The sequence below is a fragment of the Flavobacterium panici genome, from assembly GCF_903819335.1.
Lineage (GTDB): Bacteria > Bacteroidota > Bacteroidia > Flavobacteriales > Flavobacteriaceae > Flavobacterium > Flavobacterium panici.
Window position 1 is genome coordinate 53,705 of the sequence record NZ_CAIJDE010000064.1, and the last position, 21,137, is coordinate 74,841.

The 21,137-nt window shown below is 32.1% G+C and carries 12 protein-coding genes; 5 read left to right on the plus strand and 7 right to left on the minus strand.

Annotation, left to right across the window (positions count from 1 at the left end; translation table 11 throughout):
- Window positions 1-194: 194 nt before the first annotated feature.
- The 4 genes from FLAPXU55_RS22635 to FLAPXU55_RS22650 all read left to right on the plus strand — a co-directional run bounded on the left by FLAPXU55_RS22635 (window position 195) and on the right by FLAPXU55_RS22650 (window position 7,563).
- On the plus strand, window positions 195-2,624 hold the full coding sequence (locus tag FLAPXU55_RS22635; protein ID WP_180861559.1) for a TonB-dependent receptor: 2,430 nt from the start codon (window positions 195-197) through the stop codon (window positions 2,622-2,624).
- Between the two features lie 324 nt (window positions 2,625-2,948).
- Window positions 2,949-3,674: a DUF4198 domain-containing protein gene (locus tag FLAPXU55_RS22640; RefSeq protein ID WP_180861560.1), complete on the plus strand. Its 726-nt coding sequence runs from the start codon at window positions 2,949-2,951 to the stop codon at window positions 3,672-3,674.
- 239 nt (window positions 3,675-3,913) lie between these two features.
- Window positions 3,914-6,208, plus strand: coding sequence for a TonB-dependent siderophore receptor (locus tag FLAPXU55_RS22645; protein WP_180861562.1), 2,295 nt, complete (start codon window positions 3,914-3,916; stop codon window positions 6,206-6,208).
- Window positions 6,209-6,375: 167 nt separating this feature from the next.
- Window positions 6,376-7,563, plus strand: coding sequence for an APC family permease (locus FLAPXU55_RS22650; protein WP_235992145.1), 1,188 nt, complete (start codon window positions 6,376-6,378; stop codon window positions 7,561-7,563).
- 193 nt (window positions 7,564-7,756) lie between these two features.
- Here the strand turns inward: FLAPXU55_RS22650 and FLAPXU55_RS22655 are convergent, their stop codons facing one another.
- The 3 genes from FLAPXU55_RS22655 to FLAPXU55_RS22665 form a co-directional block, all read right to left on the minus strand.
- A complete protein-coding gene (locus FLAPXU55_RS22655; protein WP_180861563.1) occupies window positions 7,757-10,096 on the minus strand; it encodes a hypothetical protein in 2,340 nt (779 codons plus the stop codon).
- Window positions 10,056-11,081 carry a hypothetical protein gene (locus tag FLAPXU55_RS22660; protein ID WP_180861564.1) on the minus strand — a complete coding sequence of 342 codons (1,026 nt, stop codon included), beginning with the start codon at window positions 11,079-11,081 and terminating at the stop codon, window positions 10,056-10,058. The genes FLAPXU55_RS22655 and FLAPXU55_RS22660 overlap by 41 nt, the downstream gene beginning before the upstream one ends.
- 177 nt (window positions 11,082-11,258) lie before the next feature.
- Window positions 11,259-13,892, minus strand: coding sequence for a valine--tRNA ligase (locus FLAPXU55_RS22665; RefSeq protein ID WP_180861568.1), 2,634 nt, complete (start codon window positions 13,890-13,892; stop codon window positions 11,259-11,261).
- Window positions 13,893-14,157: 265 nt separating this feature from the next.
- On the opposite strand from FLAPXU55_RS22665, the gene FLAPXU55_RS22670 reads away from it, so the two are divergent.
- The gene (locus tag FLAPXU55_RS22670; RefSeq protein ID WP_053471178.1) at window positions 14,158-14,538 is read left to right on the plus strand and encodes a DUF1573 domain-containing protein; all 381 of its coding nucleotides are present in this window, start codon (window positions 14,158-14,160) and stop codon (window positions 14,536-14,538) included.
- A gap of 201 nt (window positions 14,539-14,739) precedes the next feature.
- Here the strand turns inward: FLAPXU55_RS22670 and FLAPXU55_RS22675 are convergent, their stop codons facing one another.
- The 4 genes from FLAPXU55_RS22675 to FLAPXU55_RS22690 form a co-directional block, all read right to left on the minus strand.
- Window positions 14,740-15,231: a hypothetical protein gene (locus FLAPXU55_RS22675; RefSeq protein WP_053470972.1), complete on the minus strand. Its 492-nt coding sequence runs from the start codon at window positions 15,229-15,231 to the stop codon at window positions 14,740-14,742.
- 95 nt (window positions 15,232-15,326) lie between these two features.
- Complete coding sequence (locus FLAPXU55_RS22680) at window positions 15,327-17,456, minus strand: OmpA family protein (RefSeq protein ID WP_180861570.1); 2,130 nt, start codon at window positions 17,454-17,456, stop codon at window positions 15,327-15,329.
- 10 nt (window positions 17,457-17,466) lie between these two features.
- The gene (locus FLAPXU55_RS22685) at window positions 17,467-18,396 is read right to left on the minus strand and encodes a PorP/SprF family type IX secretion system membrane protein (protein WP_053470973.1); all 930 of its coding nucleotides are present in this window, start codon (window positions 18,394-18,396) and stop codon (window positions 17,467-17,469) included.
- Between the two features lie 19 nt (window positions 18,397-18,415).
- A complete protein-coding gene (locus FLAPXU55_RS22690; RefSeq protein ID WP_180861572.1) occupies window positions 18,416-21,043 on the minus strand; it encodes a gliding motility-associated C-terminal domain-containing protein in 2,628 nt (875 codons plus the stop codon).
- Window positions 21,044-21,137: the final 94 nt, after the last annotated feature.

Here is a 21,137-nt window from a genome sequence, read left to right on the forward strand (position 1 = left end):
AAATTTCACTTTTATTCCTTCCATTTTCTCTTATTCAATGTTTATATTTTTTTCAAAAATAGATTTCTAAAATTAAATTTTAAAAATATTTTCTTTAAAAGTCCCGTATTTGTTGGTAAAGAGATTAAAATTTCTAAATTTGTGTTGTTTTTATTTATTCTAAATAATAAAAAATATCCAAAAAAAGAAATCCAATGAATTATTCAAATGTCAGCTTTAAACAGATCCTTACCAAAATCTGTTTGTTGCTATTCTTCAGCTGTAATGTATTTGCACAGCAAAACTTAGGTAAAATTAAAGGAGTAATAACTACATCTGACGGAGAACTTGCCGTTGGAGTTAATATCATCCTTAAAAATTCAAAATATGGCACAATTACTAATGAAGATGGTGCTTTTGAATTTAACCGCATAAAACCAAATACTTACACACTGCAAGTTTCGCTGACTGGATATGAAACACTAGAAAAACAAATAAGTGTAACTGCTAATGAAACAACTTCTCTTAATTTAAAATTGACTGTTTCTAACAAACAATTAAAGGAAGTTATCATTACCGGTAACAGAGGAAAAGCTTTTCCTAAACAAAGTACCTATGTATCGAAGCTTCCACTTAAAAACATTGAAAATCCACAGGTTTACAACATAGTTTCATCTGAATTGATGAAAGAACAAGCAATTACCAATTATGAAGATGCTTTGAAAAACGTTCCCGGAATTCAGAAATTATGGGAATCTACAGGGCGGGGCGGCGATGGAGGCTCTTATTATTCCCTTCGTGGTTTTGAAGTTCAGGCGAATATCGTTAACGGATTGCCGGGTTTGACAAGCGGAACATTAGATCCTGCCAATATTGAACGCATTGAAGTTATTAAAGGACCGTCTGGAACTTTATTCGGAAGCAGTTTGGTAAGTTACGGCGGATTGATTAATACCGTTACTAAAAAGCCTTACGAAGGTTTTGGAGGTGAAGTTTCCTATCTTGTTGGAAGCTTTGGTTTGAACAGAGCTACAGCAGATATCAATACACCTCTGGATGATAATAAAAACATTTTATTTAGAGTTAATTCTTCTTTTCAAACAGAAAACAGCTTTCAGGATGCTGGTTTTCGAACTTCTTATTTTATAGCTCCAACTTTATCTTATAAAGTAAATGAAAGACTTTCTTTTTTGTTGAATACCGAATTTATGCAGGAAGAAAAAACAACGCCGTCGATGTTGTTTTTAGGAAGGGATGCCCCTCTGCAATTTGCTAATCTAGCCGACTTAAATTACAATACTAATTTGTCATTTTACAGTGATGATTTATCGATAAAAAATCCTCGATTCAATTTACAGGCGCATATGAATTATAAGATTTCATCTAAATGGAATTCACAAACTGTATTTTCAAGAGGAAATTCTAAATCAAATGGTTATTACTCCTATATTTATGATAATGAAGATGGAAACAGGGATTTTGGCTTATGGATTACTAAAGAAAAATCACAAACTTCAACCACAGATATTCAGCAAAATTTTATAGGCGATTTTAAAATTGGTCCTATGAGAAACCGTATTGTAATTGGTTTTGATTATTTTAAAAGAGATGTAATTTTTGCAGGTACCGGTTATGCAAAACTTTATAATCTTACAGCACAAGGCGAAGTGAGACAATTTGATGATCTTAATCCAAATTACCTAACTGTAGAATCTGTAGATAAAGCTTTAGCTGCAGAAGCTGGACCTGATTATCACTCTAAAGACGCGACTTATAATGCTTACGTATCTGATGTATTAAACATCACTCCTACTTTATTGGCAATGGCAAGTTTAAGAGTTGATTATTTTGATACTGAAGGAAATGTTAAAACAGCCGATGACAATTATAATCAAACGGCTTTATCTCCAAAATTTGGAATTGTTTACCAGCCAATAAAAGATCAGTTATCTGTATTTGCCAACTATATGAACGGTTTCAGAAATATTGCACCGTCGGCGATATATGATAATGACGGCAATTTTATCAGATCTCAAACTTTTGAGCCTGAACACGCTAATCAATTAGAAACTGGAATAAAAACGGATTTATTTTCAGATAAATTAACGGCAACTGCAAGTTTTTATCTTATTAATGTTGCCAATTTAGTAACAAGCAACCCAATGTACAGTGCACAGGGCGGTGAAGCCAGAAGCAAAGGTTTTGAATTTGATTTGAATGCTGCACCTGTAAAAGGTTTAAGTATAATTGCCGGATACAGTTACAATGACAGTAAAATTACAAAAGGAGATCAAGGAAATGTTTGGTTGGATCAAGGACAAAGACCTTTCTGGGCCGGACCAAAAAACTTAGTAAATCTTTGGGCAAGTTATAAATTTGACGAAGGTTTATTAGAAAATTTCGGTTTAGGTTTTGGAGGAAATTATGCCAGCGATAATGCTATTTTAGATAGTTCTGTAACTGGAAAATTTGTTTTACCGGCATATACAGTTATAAACGGATCTGTTTTTTACAATTCAAATAAATTCCGCGTAAGCTTCAATGTAAATAATATTACAAACAAAGATTATTTCAACGGAGGCTGGTCAACATTGAACCCGCAAAAACCAAGAAATGTCATAGCAAGTTTTGCTTATAAATTCTAAAGATTTGTCAAGTGCAACTTAAGCTTTGTCAGGCTGAGCGAAGTCGAAGCCCCTCGTGCTTTAAAGCCCTTCGACTTCGCTCAGGGTGACAGTTGAATTTCATTCTAGTTAAATATCAAAAAAGGGATTAATTTTTATTAGTCCCTTTTTCTTTATTTTAAAAACTTGCAGCATTATTTTACTATATTATTAATAATTAATCTAAATAAGTATTGTGCAACAAATATTAAACAGTACATTTGTGACACAAAATAATAACCCATAAATCAAAAATTCTGAGTGTTTATCAGGATTTTTTCAATATTAATTTTAAATCTTATTATCATGAAATCAAAAACTTTTAAATTAATAACATTTGCATTTTTAATGCTTTTTGCTGCGCCTCAACTTTTTGCTCACGCACTTTGGATCGAAACAAAAGCAACCGGAACAAAAGGAAAAGCACAAGAAATTTCAATTTATTTTGGAGAATTTTCAGAAAATGATATTACAAAAGCAGACAAATGGTTCTCTGATTTAAAAGATTTTACTTTGATATTGGTTTCTCCGTCAAAAAAAGAAACAAAACTTACTTCAAAAGCTTTAGATAACAAATATCAAGCATTTTTTACTCCAGATGAAGACGGAGTTTATACAATCGTAATGCAGCATACAGTAAAAGATGTTTACGGTACAATGAAATTAGATTATAATTCCAGCGCAACTGTAGTCGTTGGAAACAAGACCGCAGGAAACAGTATTGCATCTAACACAAATAAAATTGCTGTTTTCTCAGAAAATGCAGATGCTGCCAAAAAAGATACTAAAATTACCGGAGTTGCATCTTATGATGGGGCTATAGCTAAAGAAACTAAAATTAAAGTAATTGCTCCAAACGGATGGGAAAAAGAATTATGGACAAATGAAAAAGGTGAATTTTCTTTTACACCAATCTGGTCAGGAAATTACATGGTAGAATATGCTCATACTGAAAAAGCTGCCGGAGACCATAACGGTAAAAAATACGATGAAATCTGGAAAATGGCTACTTACTTAATTACGGTTAAATAATTTTCAAAATTTTTTTAGATTTTAATTTTCGATTAAACCTTGCTCTTTTGGGCAAGGTTTTTTTGTTTTATATAATATCGTACCATAAACAATTAAAGTTACAAAAGCAAAATCTTAAGACAATCTTAAGACAAAACTAATAAAAATTTAAGCAAGATAATCATCTCATAATTTTTTGTTAAGGTGTTGTCAGTTCTATATTTGCACTCGATAATTTTTATTGAATCTAAATAAATACCATGAAACATAATTTAATTACATTCTTAGCCTTACTATGCTTTGCTTCTTCTTATAGCCAAAACTATACAAGTACAGAAAACAGTACAGCAGCCGATACTGTAAAAAACAAAAAAGGAGAAATCCTTAATGAAGTATTAATCACGGCAAATAAACCTAAAAAGCCAGTTGAAGCAGCACGTTCAGGTATTAAAGTAATGGACTTGCCACAAAGCGTTCAGGTTATTGGCAGTGAAGTAATCGAACAACAACAAGCAATTAGATTAAGTGAAGTAGTAAAAAACCTTAATGGTGTTTATGTAGGATCTGCTCGTGGTGGTGCGCAGGAATCATTCTTTTCAAGAGGATATGATATGAGTGCTAACAATATGTTCAAAAATGGTTTTAGATATAATGCCGGTTCTATACCTGAAGTTTCTTCTTTAGAAAAAGTTGAATTTTTAAAAGGAGGTTCAGCTTTATTGTATGGAAATGTTGCTCCTGGCGGAATCATGAATTTAGTTACCAAAACGCCAAAATTTACAAGCGGTGGAGAAGTTTCTACGCAAATGGGGAGTTACTCTTATTATAAACCATCTGTTGACTTTTACGGACCTTTAAATAAATCTATTGCTTACAGATTTACAGGATCTTATGAAAATTCAGAAAGTTTTAGGGATTTTGTAAAGAACGAACGTATTTATATAAACCCTTCTTTCCTATTTCATATTTCAGATAAAACCCAAATTACATTACAAGGAGATTATCTAAGTGCTGACTGGACTCCGGATTTTGGAACCGGAATTTACGGAAAAACAATTTTAGACTTACCTCGTAATGAATTCTTCGGATCGCTTTGGTCTACTGCAAATACTAAATCTTCCAGCGCTTCTTTATTATTTAATCATGATTTTAATAAAAATTGGAAATTAAATTTTAATTCTTCTTACCAATCTTACAGAAGAACACAAACTTCTACAGCCCAATTAAGTACAATTGATGCAAATGGAAACTGGAAACGTGGTTTAACAAAGGCGGATGCTGCCGAACAAATATTTGGGGACCAATTAAGTTTACAGGGAAATTTTAATACCGGAAGCATTAAACATCAAATATTTACGGGAGTGGATTATGAAAATTCTCTTGCACCTAGTTATACTTTTGGATTTTATGCTCCTGGAAAACCTGCAGACCTTTTAACAACAGAAGCTACGGCTATAAATTTATATACTTATGATTATAGCACCCAAAGTACTGTTATTCCTTATCCAACAAGAACTACGCAATTAACCAGTACAGAAACACAGCGTTTTGGAGCTTATTTTCAAGATTTAGTTTCGGTTAATCAATACATTAAAGTTCTGGCAGGATTACGTTGGTCGTGGCAGCAAAGTGAAGCTACCACTACAAAAGAAGTGATTGAGAAAAAGAATAATGTAAATGTCATTACAACTGCTTACGAAGATGCAATACCTGTAACTGGTGCAAAAACTATAAGCAAAGCTTTTTCGCCTAAAGCAGGATTGGTCGTACAGCCAACTAAAGATTTATCGTTGTTTGCGAGTTACTCAAACTCTTTTACTCCAAATACAGGAACTACAGTAGATGCAAAACCATTAGATCCATCTATTATAGATCAATATGAAGTTGGTTTGAAAAAAGATTTTTTTAGAGGTCTTTTGACTACTAACGTAACACTATATCAAATTGCCAATAATAATTTAGCACAAACAGCTCAATATTTATCAGACGGTGTTACACAAAACGTTAATACTAATCTAAAAGAATTAGTTGGAGCTACAAAAGGAAAAGGAGTCGAAATAGATATTACTGCGACCCCCGTAGAAGGTTTGAACATTATGGCTGGTTATAGTTTTAACGAAACCAAAGTATCTAAATCATCTGGTACAAGCGGAAGCCTTGTTGTTGGAGATGTTTTAGCAAGAACTCCAAAAAACACTGCCAATTTGAGTTTTTTCTACAAATTGCCTAGCGGTTTATTAAAAGGAGTAACTTTTGGAGCGATTGGAAATTATGTTGGAGATCGTACAGGAGGTTGGAATGATGATTATTTATGGACAGAAAATACACCTTCAACCAATCCAAAAACATATACGGTAACAATTAGAGATCGTGATATTCCTTTGGAAGGTTATGTTACTGTAGATGCTTCTCTTGGGTATGAATGGAAAAAATTCTCCATCTTATGCAGATTATCAAACATTACAAACGAATTGAATTATACCGTTCACGAAAATTATAGTGTAAACCCAATTGCACCTCGTCAAATTATGACAAGTCTGCGTTATAAATTCTAAAATTTTGAATTAGATTTTTTCCATTCTGCATTTTCTGATTATTAAAAATTAGAATGTTTTTTGGAAACTTTAAACCTCATCTTGCAAAAGGTGAGGTTTTTTGTTTTGTTAAAAAATGTATCTCTTTTTATAAGTACTTTTGTTTGTATAAAACATAAAATCCAAATATGTCTGATTCTACAAAAAACCAATTAAAGAAAAGTTTAGGTCTAAGTTTTAATATTGCCGTTTTAATTGGAGGAACAATTGGAGTTGGAATTTTACGCACGCCAGGCTCGATTGCAGATTTATTAAATAATTACTGGCTTATTCTTGCATCTTGGCTTTTTGGCGGTTTGTATATTTTATTTGGAGCGAATTCGTATGCAGAACTTGCTACAATGTTACCAAAAGCCGGAGGGTCTTATAATTATATCAAAAGAGCTTTTGGTGAATATGCCGGATTTTTATCAGGCTGGTTTGATTATATTACAAATGCTATTCCGCCTGCATTTTACTGTATTGTAATCAGCGAATATATGATTATTTTGTTTCCTGCTCTTGCTAATTATTCAACAGTAATGGCAATTTCCTTATTAGCTGCTTTTGTATTGATTCATTTGAGCGGTGTAAAAAACGGAAGCGTAATTCAGCAGATTACAAGTCTCCTGAAAGTAATTTGTTTTGTGGCTTTGGTTGTAGCGTGTTTTATGTATTCGGGCGTTGAAATTGCACCAATTAAAACAGATAATTCCTTTTTTCAAATCGGACTTTTATTCGGATTCTTTAAATCATTACAACTTATCATAGGAACTTATAATGGATGGAACGCGGCTTGCTTTTTTGCGGAAGAAAATGACGATCCTGGTAAAAATATTCCGAAATCATTATATAGTGGCGTTATTCTCGTTGTTGCCATTTATGTTTTGGTAAATGCGGCCTTTTTTCATGTTTTACCAATTGAAACTTTAGCCAAATCAAATCTGGCTGCCGCCGATGTTGCTAAAATTCTATTTGGAGAAAACGGTGCTATTATCGTTACGGTAATTTCTATATTTTCTTTAATCAGTATTTTGAATGCTTTTATGATGATTCCGCCAAGAATTCTTTACGGATTAAGCCGCGATGGTTTTTTTATCGAAAAGGGAACAACCGTAAATAAAGGTGGAACGCCAATTGTGGCACTTTTGGTTTCATCTATTTTCAGCTTATTGTTGATTATTTTTGTCGGCTCTTTTGAAGTTTTGTTTGGATTCGCCGCTTTTATCTCGATTATCGTTTGGGGACTGGCTTATTTATCACTTTTAAAACTAAGAACTTCTGAACCAGATTTACCAAACCTTATCGTTCGTTTTGGTATCCGTGGACTACAATAATTGCTATTATTGCTTCAATTGCTTTATTGATTGGATTTATTTACAGCGACCCAAAAAGCTTTATTGTTATTTTGGGAATCACTATTGCTTCTTATCCTTTGTTTTTGGTTATCAAGAAGAAAAAGTAAATATTGCGCATAAAAAAACCTAACAGGTTTTATCCCGAGTCTTCGGGACTGTTAGGTTTAATCATTTATCTTCTTGCCTTAAAATAGTCTTCAAAGGCATTACAACCAAAAGCTAACCTGTCATAATCATATTCATAATTTAATTCCAAATCCTTATAGTATCTATTTTTATTCCAAAGAAAAGTTTCATAATTTTTCTTTGGTTTATTATAATCATCCGGATATTTATGAGCTAATTTATTTGCCTCGCACCTGGCCATCATAGTTAGACACAAAGCTTTAAACTTAGCTGTTTTTGCATTTTTATACGCCTGTTTATAATATTTTTTTGCCAGATTGCATTCATAATATTCATTGTTATCTTCAATAGGAAAATCTCTAATATCAGTTGTTTCTCCTTGTCCGTAACGTCTCATTTGCCAAAGGCTTCCATAAATACTCATGTTATAGTAGCAGTTGGCAACCAAAAAATTATAATAATCTTTATTTTTCTCTGCAGGATTTGAAGCTTGTTTTAAATACAAAATTAATTTTTGAGTTATTGCATATTTATCAAACCTAAATATTTTTTTTTGCACAACAAATTCTGGCGTGTATTTTAAAACAAGAAAAGGGTCTTTTAATCTATTGTCACAATTTTCTTTTTCCCACAAACAATCAGAATAATTAATTTCTCTATATGATTTGTTATCATTTTTTTCAAAATAAAACAAAGCCTGTTCTAATTTATTCTGACGAATGTATTTTGTGCCTATTAAATCGTAAAGTCTTGGAATTTCTTTTTTAATAAAACTATGTTTCCAAACAGAAAATTTATCTGAATCTTTTTCACTTTTTACAGTTTCATCAATTATGGTTTGAACTTGTTCCGGAGAATAAAAAACATTGATATAAGTAAAATAGTCCGAATAATAATCTGTGTAGTAACCAACTTTTGCCTTAGAGCTTTTCCAATAAGCAAAATTATAATAATTATAATTATCTGGATTTTCCTCTAATTTCGAATATAGAAATGAAGCATCAATTCGATTTCCTTTAAATTCTAATTCTCTTCCAATAGCAAATAAAAATTTCTTGTGGTTTTTATTTTTTAGCAAAATAGGTTTAACATCATTCAGAATAACTGCTTTTTCGGTTTTTTGATTTGCTGTTAATGCCAAAGCTTTAATAATCTCAATTTGATTATAAATTGAATCTTTTTTAGATATGTTTTTCTCTAATTTTGAAATTTGATTTAAACAACCCTGATTATCCTTTGTTACAAATGACAAATAAGCTTTGCAAGTTTTCCAAAAAATAGGATTTTGTACTTTTTTTAAATTAAGGTTCTTGATAAAATCCAATACTTCACCAGCATAAATTCGGTCCCTTTCTACACGTTTCATAATTTCCTTGACCGAATTCTTTTCATTTTCATCATAAGATACTATCGATGGATTAAAAAGAGAATAATAAGGTGTAAAAACCCAGTCTTCAATTTTATTGACTTCTCTTAATAGCAAAAATGAAAGCCCATCCAATTCAGGATTGTATTTATAAACCTGTTTTAGGTAATCAAGCGAACGGTCTGCTTTTTTTATTCCACCAAGTAAATAAACATTCGCTTTTTCCTTATTTGTTTTAGCGTATTTTAAAATTGCTTCAATTGGAATTTGTGAATTAAATGCAGATGAAACTACAAAACGCTTATCCGGTGCATTTGCAAAAACCTGCGAGGCATAAAAACTAGCAACAGCTTTATCTGGTTCTGCAAACGTCCTGAAGTACAAACTCCAATATTTTAATATATTATCTTGTTTTTGAGTTTCGAAAACCTTAGTATATAAAGTTCTGATTTTTGGAAAATCTCCATTGTAATACGCTAATCGTATGGCTAAAAAAGTATATCGTTGTTTAAGGTTTTTGTTTTTAATTGAATTTGAAACCAAAATTGCCTCATCAATACATTTTGTTCTGTTTTCAACCTTTAATGATGCAGGATTATGCTCCCAAAGATTCTCATTAAAAATATTAAAAACTTCGCATTTTTTGGCAAATTTCAAATAATTGATAGCGTCAATATCTTTGATTTTATAAAGGTAACGAAGCATTTCATTTGTACTTTTATCTGTAATATCTTCTAAAGTAAAATCAAACAAAACCTCTTTTATCGATTCCAGAGAAACTTTGTTTCTGCAATATTGCCTCCAAAGTTTTTCATTTGCATCCATTTTTATTATTCCATCTGCAAACTTTTGATTTGGACAAAAAGAGTCTGAAGAATAATCAAAACCAGAATACCAGTAATAGTTGAAGTTTTCCGGATTAAAAAACGAAAAACGAACATCTTCGCCATAAGGATAAAATCCGCAGGCAAAAATAGCATTACTTGCTAAAATTAGTATAAAAACCAGAAAGTGCTTCATCGTTGTATTTACTTAATTGTTCTTCGTCTAAATGAAATAATGTTACAGTTGTTTCAGGATCAAAAACAACATTTTTCTTGATAATTTCAATGGCTTGGTTTATTTGTTCGGGAGTCAATACTTCATATTTAATTTTATCCCCTATTCTTAAATAAAAATCGCCTGCAAGCTGGTCTTTTGTGACTTCATACCACAATGGTTTTATTTTTTTTAATGATTCTAAAATTTCCTTTTGATTGTCATAAATTACTTTTGAGAATTTATTATTCTGATACACCTGCATCCAGGAATAAGTGGGCAATGCAATATCGAGATGCAACGGATATTTTTTTTCTTTATTAAGATAAAGACCTAATTCCTTAAGGTCCAGAATAGAATTTTTAGAATGATTTTCCAGCGGGTTTACTAAATTATAACACATCAAAGTTGCTTTGTCGACCGGCGGAATTCCCATTTTCTCAGGATATTTATAAGGATACAATCGTAATGTACAACTTATTTGCTTTTTAGAAATCGCTTTTAATTTCTTCAAAAAATAAAAGTAATTCTCTTTTGTTTTTAAAGTCCAGTCGCAATCCATTTGAAATTCAGTAACAGGATTAGCCTTCTCAAAATTCTCTTTTGTATATTTATTTATAAGAAAGTTTACATTATCTGCCAAAGTATCTATTCTTTTTTCATTGGTGTTTTTAAAGACTTCGTTTTTTATGTATACAGTAGGAACAATAGTTAGTATTTGTTCTCCATAATAGCGCAAAGATGTTTTTGAAATAGGAAAATCTCCATAATTTTCATCATGATCTACTTCAAAAAATTTGACATATAGCTTATTAACTTGTAAATCGCGCATTCTTGCCTTTTCATTGTCGGATAACTGCCAAGAATTACTTTTCCAGTAATAAAAAGATTTTTCAACGTTTTCTACTTTATTAGAACAGCCCAAAAAAAGAGAGGAAATAAACACAAACAACACGATTTTTTTCATTCAGAAGAGAGATTTTATTTTAATAGAAATCGTATTAAAATTATATCATTTTTGAGATATAAAATTTAAAAAATGAAAATATTTTTTAGCTAAAAACAAAATATTTTACAAATAAGAAACCCGACAGATTTTAAAAAAATCTATCGGGTTTTTATAATAAAAAAGAAATTCTGGTTTTTATTTCAAACCAGCTAAACTCTGCTCGATTGTAGCAATTTTTGCTAAAGCATCGGCTTGTTTTTGTTTCTCTATATTTAAAACTTTTTCAGGAGCTCCGTTTACGAATTTTTCGTTTGAAAGTTTTGCTTCAACAGATTTCAGGAATCCTTTTGTATAATTCAATTCTTCTGTCAGTTTTGCGATTTCAGCTTCAACATCAATATTTCCGGTAATTGGAATGAAATACTCATTTGATTTTACACGGAAAGATAACGCACCGTCAACTTTCGCAGAAACATATTCGAAAGCAGAAACGTTTCCTAATTTTGTTACGATTGAATCAAAATGCGTCGTTAGATTTTCGCTGTTGATTGCTTTTAATTCGATCGTATCTTTAAATGGAATATTTTTGTCTTTTCTGATAGTTCTAATTCCAGAAATTACTTCTGTAATATTATCAAAATCAGAAATTAAATCCGCATTAAACGATTTTAGTTCCGGCCAAGTTGAAACAATTAAAGCTTCTTCCGGAGTTCTGTCAGCAATTAACTGCCAAATTTCTTCCGTTAAGAAAGGCATAAATGGGTGAAGTAATTTTAAATTACTTTCTAACATTTCGATTGCTTTATCAAACGTTACTTTATCAATTGGTTGTTGATACGCTGGCTTGATCATTTCTAAGAACCAAGAACAGAAATCATCCCAAACTAATTTATAGATTGCCATAAGAGAATCTGAAATTCTGTATTTTTCGAAGTTATCTTCAATATCAACTAAAGTCTGCTGTAATTTCGCTTCGTACCATTCGATTGCCACTTTTGATGATTCCGGCTGCGGAATTGTTTCAGAAACTTCCCATCCTTTGATTAATTTGAAAGCATTCCAGATTTTATTTGTGAACGATTTTCCCTGAAGGCATAATTCTTCATCAAACATAATATCATTTCCTGCAGAAGCACTTAAAAGCAATCCTACACGAACACCATCAGCACCAAATTTATCGATCAAATCTAAAGGATCAGGAGAATTTCCTAATGATTTAGACATTTTACGACGTTGTTTATCACGTACTAAACCAGTCAAATATACATTTGTAAAAGGTTTTTCACCTGCATATTCGTAACCTGCAATAATCATTCTGGCAACCCAGAAAAATAAAATATCCGGACCTGTAACCAAGTCATTTGTTGGGTAATAATATTTATAATCTGCACTTTCAGGATTCATTATTCCGCCAAAAACTGACATTGGCCATAACCAGGAAGAAAACCAAGTATCTAATGCATCAACATCCTGTGTTAGGTTATTAATTGTTAATTGTTGATTGTTAGTTTTTTCTTGTGCTAGTTTTAAAGCGTCTTCAATGTTTTCTGCAACTACGAAATCTTCTTTTCCGTCTCCGTAATAATAAGCCGGAATTTGTTGTCCCCACCATAATTGACGAGAAATATTCCAATCACGAATGTTGTTTAACCAATGCGCATAAGTGTTTTCAAAACGTTTTGGATGTAATTTAATATCTCCTGTTTCTAAAACTGATTTAATGGCTGGTTTTACCAATTCTTCCATTTTCAAAAACCATTGATCTGATAATCTTGGTTCGATTACGGCTTTTGTTCTTTCAGATGTTCCTACTTTATTTAAATGGATTTCGGTTTTTGCCAAAGCTCCAATTTCTTCTAATTCTTTTGCAATTTCAGTACGAACTACAAAACGATCTTTTCCTTGATAATGTAATCCGAAACTATTTAATGTAGCATCTTCATTAAAAATATCAACGATTTCAAGATTGTGCTTTTCTCCTAAAGTTTTATCGTTCATATCGTGTGCAGGAGTTACTTTTAAACATCCTGTTCCGAATTCAACATCTACATACTCATCTTCAATAATTGGAATTACACGGCCGCAAATAGGAACGATGGCGCTTTTACCTTTTAAATGTGTAAAACGCTCATCGTTTGGATTGATGCAAATTGCTGTATCTCCAAAAATTGTTTCCGGACGAGTTGTGGCAATGGTCAAAAATTCCTCAGTTCCTTCGATTTTATATTTTAAGAAAAATAATTTTCCTTGTTGTTCTTCATAAATAACTTCTTCATCAGATAAAGTCGTTTTTGCTTCCGGATCCCAGTTTACCATTCTATATCCTCTATAGATCAAACCTTTGTTGTATAAATCAACAAAAGAGCGAATTACGGATGCAGACATATCTGGATCCATCGTAAATTTAGTACGTTCCCAATCGCATGAAGCTCCAAGTTTTTTAAGCTGATCTAAAATTACACCTCCATATTTATCTGTCCATTCCCAAGCATGTTTTAGGAATTCTTCACGAGTTAAATCGTTTTTATTAATTCCTTCTGCTTTTAGTTTTGCTACTACTTTTGCTTCAGTTGCAATTGAGGCGTGATCCGTTCCCGGAACCCAGCAGGCATTGAAACCTTTTAAACGTGCTCTACGAATTAAAACATCCTGAATAGTATTATTCAACATATGTCCCATATGCAAGACACCAGTGACGTTTGGAGGAGGAATTACAATAGTATACGGCGTTCTATGATCTGGTTCTGAATGAAAATAGTTGTTTTTCATCCAGTAATCATACCATTTGTTCTCAATCGTCTTAGCGTCAAATTGTGCTGGAATTGTCATTTAAATAGGTTGTTTTAATCGTTTAATTGTTTAATCGTTTTTTGTTTAACTGTTTAATCGGTTCATTGTTTTGATAAGCCTTCAAATCATCAATTCGATTAAACAAATTAACGATTAAGCAATTAAACAGAAAAACTGGTTCAATTTTTGTAATTGTAATTGACAGCAAAAGTAAATAATTAAGTACACTATAAAAAGCGAATTAATAATTTGTGTGTTAATTAAAAGAATGTATATTTACTTACAACTTAAAAATAATTTCAAGATGAAAAATGTTGCCTCTTTTATTGCAGTCGTATTGTTTAGCGCAATAGGTTATGCACAAAATGGCCCAAAAATTGAATTTGCAGCCCCGGACAATACAATTGATTATGGAAAAATTTCTAAGACTGATAATGGAGTTCGCTCCTTTGAGTTTACTAACACCGGCGATGCACCGCTTTTAATTATTGGTGCAGAATCGACAGTTAGTTCTATAGTTGTTACAAAACCTGCTGCAGCTGTAATGCCTGGTAAAAAAGGAAAAATTGATGTTAAATATAACATGGCAGCCGGACCAATTCGTAAAACAATTACGGTTGAAACCAATGCTGTAAACTATCCTGATGGCCGCGTTGCCTTAAAAATTAAAGGTGAAGTTTTATAACAAAAATAAAATCTAATAAATAGTAAAAGCCGTTTCTTAAATTTAGAAACGGCTTTTTTTTATGATGAATTAAAGTCACTTTTTGATGATTTTGTCATTTCGACGAAGGAGAAATCTCCGCAAGTAACTCCGCAACGAGTATCCAATCTTTGTCGAGCTTCTCGTGGAGATTTCTCCTTCGTCGAAATGACAATATTGTGGCTATTTTTCTGTTTTCACAGCACATTCAGCTGCATCAAATTTATATTTTACACGATCAAAATCAATTGGCTGGTCTTTTACTAAGTAAGTAACTCCCATTGTGGTCTGCATTGTTCCGTTTCCTAAAATAAGCTGTTTGTCTTTCTTTAAAAAAGCCATTGGGTTTTTAAATGTTTTGTCTTTAGTTGCTAAATCCTTAAAAGTATAATCAGCAAATAAAGTATCTCCATGAAATTCGCCTTTAATTTCACCTGTTCTAACTGTTGAAGGCGCAACTTTCATAATCATATTTCCGCTTAATTTTCCATTTTTTAAAGTGTTCAGCTTTAGCTGAAGAGTATCTTTTTCATATATGGCCTGATAACACTCCGTTTTTACAACTATTTCAGATTCAGCTTTTGCTGCTTCAGCTTGTTTTTGTTTTTCTTCATTTTTACAGCTTTGAAATCCAATGCAGATAACTACCAGACAAGGTAAAACTAGGTTTTTCATATTTCAATATTTTGTTTCAAGGTTATTTTATAAAATTAAATAAAAAAGAAGCCAAAATAAAGGCTTCTTAATTAAATTATTTGTTTTCACAGAATTTATAAATTTTTAATCACAAATTCAGATCTTCTGTTTAATTCATGTTCTTCTTCAGAGCATGCATCATCGGTTTTACATTTTATAATTGGGACCGATTCTCCGTAGCCTTTAGCAGAAACTCTTTTGGCATCAATTCCGGATTGTATGATAAATTCTCTAGTTGAATTGGCTCTTTTTTGAGATAAATTTTCATTGAATTTTGCATTTCCACGTGAATCTGTATGCGAACCAATCTCGATTACCATTCCCGGATATTTATTCATCAGTGCTACAACTCTTCCTAAAACAACTTTTGATTCTTTACGAATATACCACATATTGTAATCAAAATAAATTGGATCTGTTTTGATAATTAAACGATCTTTATCTCTTACAACATCTTTTTCCTGCTCTAAAATTTGTTTTACTTTTTCGTTCTTTTTGACTTCTGCAGCAACGATTTCAGCTTCTTTTGCTTTTTTCTCTTTCTGCTTTAATTCGACAGCGGCAAGAACTTCTTTTTTCTTGTTTTCTTCTTCTATAATAATTTCCTGTTGTCTTTTCTTTTCAGCATTTTCTTTTTCTTCGAGTTTAATTTTTTCCAAAGATTTTAATGCTAAAGAAGCGTCATTTTCTTTATCTCTGATATTATCTAAAGTTACCGTTTTAGATTCATTTGTATATTTTTCTTTAAAAGCCGAAACTTTATAAGAAGCTTCACATGGAACTCTAAAACTAAACTTTCCGTCTGCAGAAGTTGTTGCTGTATTCAGGGTTTTATTATTTGAATCCTGCAGTATTACGGTTGCATTTTCTAAAACCAATTTAGTGTCGATATCTGTTACAATACCTGCAATCAACTGATGACAATCTTCAACAATTAAATCTTTAGTTTCTTTAAATTGATAAATATCGTCGCCGCCCTTCCCGCCTTCTCTATTTGATGCAAAATATCCTTCTTTAGTTTCCGAATCTATATTGAATGCAAAATCGTCTAAATTTGAGTTTAATGGAAGTCCGATGTTTATTGGTTTTGAATATTCATTTCCGTTTATTTCAGAAACAAAAACATCTAAAGATCCGTAACCTAAATGCCCGTCAGAAGAAAAGTAAAGTTTATTATCTGCGGAAGCAAAAGGAAATTGCTCTCTTTTATTGGTATTAATTTCAGGGCCTAAATTTTTTGGAATATCAAATGCACCTTTGTTTATGTTTACCGAATAAATATCAAAAGAACCTATTGAACCAGGCATATCTGAAGCAAAATACAATACTTTTTCATCAGCACTAAGTGCTGGATGTTCTACGGAATAATTTGCACTATTAAACGGAAGCGATGTGATATTCGTCCATTTTCCTCCGACTAATTCTGCCTTGAAAATTTGAAGGTTTGAAATTTTCTTTTCGTCTTTCTTTTTCTTTCCGTTTTTAGAATTATTTCTTGTAAAGTAAATTGTTTTACCATCTTTGGTAAAAATGGCATTTGATTCGTGCATTCCCGTTTTTAATTCCTTTGCAAAATAATGTGTAATAGAATCTGCTGCATTAATATTTTTTAACGGAACTGTAACCAGATTTAAATAGGTTTCGCCATCCCATTTAAACTTTTTATCGAATATTCCCGGTTTTAACTTAACTCCTGCAAAAACTAGATTGTCTTTGTATTTTACAGCTCCAAACTCAGAATTTGGTGTATTTATTGGAAGATTTTTAATTTCAAATCTCTTTCCAATTGCCGAAACATTTTCTAGAGTTTTAACGTCTTTTTCAAAATTAACAGCGTCTTCGGGATTTGAGGATTTTACATAATATTCTTTTAAGGCATTATTTGCATCATTGTATGCATTTGTAGCTTTTAGAGTTTGCGCATATCTAAAATAATATTCTCTGTCTAAATTGTCATTATAATTTTGAATCAAAAGACGATAATAGCGCTGTGCTTTTACTAAATCATTTGTATAATAATAAGAATCGGCAAGGTTTTTTATTACTTCCTGAGATGGTTTTTCTTCGGCTAATTTTTCATATAAAACAATAGCTTCGCTGTAGTAAGTTCTATCAAAAAATTTCTTTGCTCTAATCAATTCCTGATCCTGAGCGTTTATAAACTGTATTGAAAATACGAATATAATAACGAGTAGTTTTTTCATATTTTTCATTTTAGAAGAATCTTGGTGATTTATCAAATCCTTTACCTAATAAATCCAAATCAAAAAGCAGCATAATTTCATGTGTTCCCGAATTAAACTGACCTAAATTGGTAAGTGTATAATCGTATGCATAACCAACTCTTAAAGTAGGGGTTACATTAAAATTAAACAATGCACTTACCGAATCATCTATTCTATAAGCCGCACCAAGTTCAAACTTTTCATTATACAAAACATTGGCTGTTAGATCTATTGAGATTGGTGCTCCTTTTACAAATTTTGTCATAAATGCAGGTTTCACTTTCCACATATCATTTACCTGGAAAACATATCCAGCGGTTAGGAAAGTGTGAATGTTTTCAGCTCCAAAAGCATTCACTCCCGATTTTTCTTCAATATATTTTGTCTTCAATAAGTTAGGAACCGAAAGTCCGACATATAAATTATCTCTAAAATAATAAGCCCCTACTCCAATGTTAGGTTTTGTAGCATTTATATTTTCGGCGAAAGCCATATCTGTCGCAGGATCATTAAACTTAAACCCATTAAAATTAGTCTGCATTGATGATAATCCAGCTTTAAGACCAAGAGAGAGCTTATTTTTTCCTCCTAATTTTAGAACATATGCAAAATCAGCATAAATATTGTTTTCTTTTTTTGCACCATCACCAATATCATCTGATATAAAGGAGAGTCCTGCTTCCACTTTATCAGATATCGCCGTGTGACCAAAAAATGTAAAAGTTTTTGGAGCGCCAACTGCGCCAACCCATTGTGTTCTGTACAATCCACCAAAATTCATCATAGCAGGAACTCCAGTTGCATATGCCGGATTCACCACACTCATGTTGTACATATAATGTGTGTATTCAGGATCCTGCTGCGCAGAAACTGATGTTATATAGAAGAAGAAAGTTATATAGAGTATTATTTTTTTCATTTGAAATTTATATTAAAAATTATCGATTTAAATAAAGACGCCCTTGTTGAGGAGGTCTATTGTCTTTATTAAAATAGAGAATGTAAAAATATACTCCGTTTGGTGCTATTCCGCCGCCAATTCCACTTTGTTCGTAATTTATTCCATCCCATGCCGGCTTATTTTTAAAGCCTTTATACATTCCGTTTCCATATCTGTTAAAAATTTCCAGTGAATAATTTGGGTATAAAAAATCGATGTCCGGAATAGTGAAAGTGTCGTTAATTCCGTCTCCGTTTGGCGAAAATCCGTCGGGAACAAAAAATGTATATTCCGGAGAATCACAAACTATTAATGAAACCGTCACTGCAATATTTTCTTGTGAGACACAATTTAGTGTTGGCGAAAAGTCAAATCCATAATAAGTTGCTTTATCAACTAAAGGAGTTGACGCCGAAAGTAAGTTTCCATTATTTGGTGCATCATACCAAACAACTGTTGAAGGAGATCCTGTATTATTTGACAAATCAAGAATTGTAGGATTGTCTAAGCCGCAAAAATTTTGCCCATCCTGGTTTAAAATTGGCGCTGGTACATCGTTGATAGTTACGGTAATTTGCGTCGCAGGAGATACACAACCAGCGGCAGAAGTTTCCTTAACAAAATAATCTTCAGATTTTAAAACATATGTATTTGGAAGAGGTGTAACTTCAGTAGCAGAAATATACCATTTATATTGAGCTCCCTGAGGCTGCAAATTTGCAATAGTGGCTTGATCTCTTTTACAAAATTCCTGATTGTTTACTGATGGCGCTGCTGGAATTGGATTTAGAATAAAAGCACCTGATATTCCCGTTACATCACTTTCACAAGTGGTGATATTGTTCTTTATTTTAATAATAGAAATTGTTGTTGAGCCAGAACTTACAAGCAAGCTTGACGGAATAATAAAACTAGCACTCCCGTCTACTGGATTTAAAACAATCGTTTCTACATTAGAAATATTACTTCCCGAAAGTTTATAAGACAAAGTAACGTCTGTCAAAGTCTGAAAACCAGAGACGTTTACTTTTACTTCTTCACCAAAACATACATTTTGAATCTGTAATCTTAAAAGTGATCCATTTGGCAGAGGATTAATCAGAATCTCACCTGATAAATTGGCTGCATTAACGCATTGCGAAACTACATGTGTAATTGCTGTAATGGTTACAATAGAGGTACCGCTTCTTGAGTTAAATATTTCCGGTACAACGAAGGTTGCATTTCCTCCCACAACGGTAATTCTTGCAACTTGTGAAGAAACATTTGTTGCCCCAGATAATTTATACACTATATCATAATCTCCATCTGCCAGTTTTGTTGCATTTGAAATCTGGATTACAGCATCCTGATTTTGGCATGTTACTGCAGGACTGATTACTGCTCCGGATAAATCTGGATTGGGGTAAATAATTAAATCATCAAACAAATTATTTATAACGTTTTGACATGCTCGAGCGCTGTTAGTAGGATAAATTGCTAAAATAGTAATTCTAAAAATTCCAACTTTTTTAAAATTTTCTGAGTCAATTGGAAACGTAAGAACTCCATTTACGAAATTTGCAGCAATCTTTACATATCCTAAACGACCAGAAATATTGTATTCAACAAAATAACTACCGTTTGGAATATTTGCAAGACCTCTTGTTATTGTTCCATTGTAAGTGGCTGTTGGAATTTCTGTTTCACATATGTCCGAATTAACTTCTAGAATCGCTCCCGTAAAATCAAGCTTATTTTCAAGGCGTATAAGTACTGTAGTTTGATCATCTGCACATATTGGATTTGTTGATGGAACGACATAATTGAAACCATATGTTCCTTCTCCTAGCGTATTATAAATATTTTCAACATTAATGTTGTGGTCTCCTTTAAAAATTAATTCATTGGTTCTGCCTTCTATCCAGTATCCTCCAGTATCATACCCAGAAATCAAACTATATAAATCGAAATCTGCATAACCAGATAAACCATCACTCGCACATAAAATTAAAGAAGTACCTTGTCCTGAATCTGGTGCCCTAAAAACAGTTACTATAGCAGTTGATGACATAGCAGGACAGGTTCCTATTGCGGGCATTGTATATGTAAAATAAAAAGTTCCTTCTAGATCTTCAACATTCACGGAAGATCCAACAACATTTTCATTTGTAGTATCATTATGCCACTGTCCATTAAACTGTGGACTTACATCTACTCCGTTAAATGCTTGAAAAAGATTAAAATTAACAACTGAGCTACAAACAGAGACATTTGGTGATGTAACCCCAGAATAACCACCTATCGTTACTGTAACTGTTGCAGAGTTATCAATACACCCAGCATTTCCGGTAACCGTATAAGTATAACGATATATACCACTTGCTCTAATTATCTGAGCATTCAAAATTCCTGTATTTACATTTAATCCTCCAGAAGAATTATCATCCTCCCAAACTCCCCCTGCAACAGGAGATCCGCCTAGTAATGAGAATAAATTTATTGTTTTGCTGCTAGGATTAGGAATATCACAAACAGTGAAGGCAGCGTCATTCCCTGCACATTGAGCATTTACTATTTGAGGTAAAAATGATAAAAAAACAAAAAATAAAATTATACGTAAGAAATCATTGTATTTTTTGGCCATAAACTGCTATTTTTTGATAAACTTAATAAATTATTAATGTTTGTTAAACAAAAAAGTAGTTTTAACACTTATTTTTTCACAAAATTCAAACAAT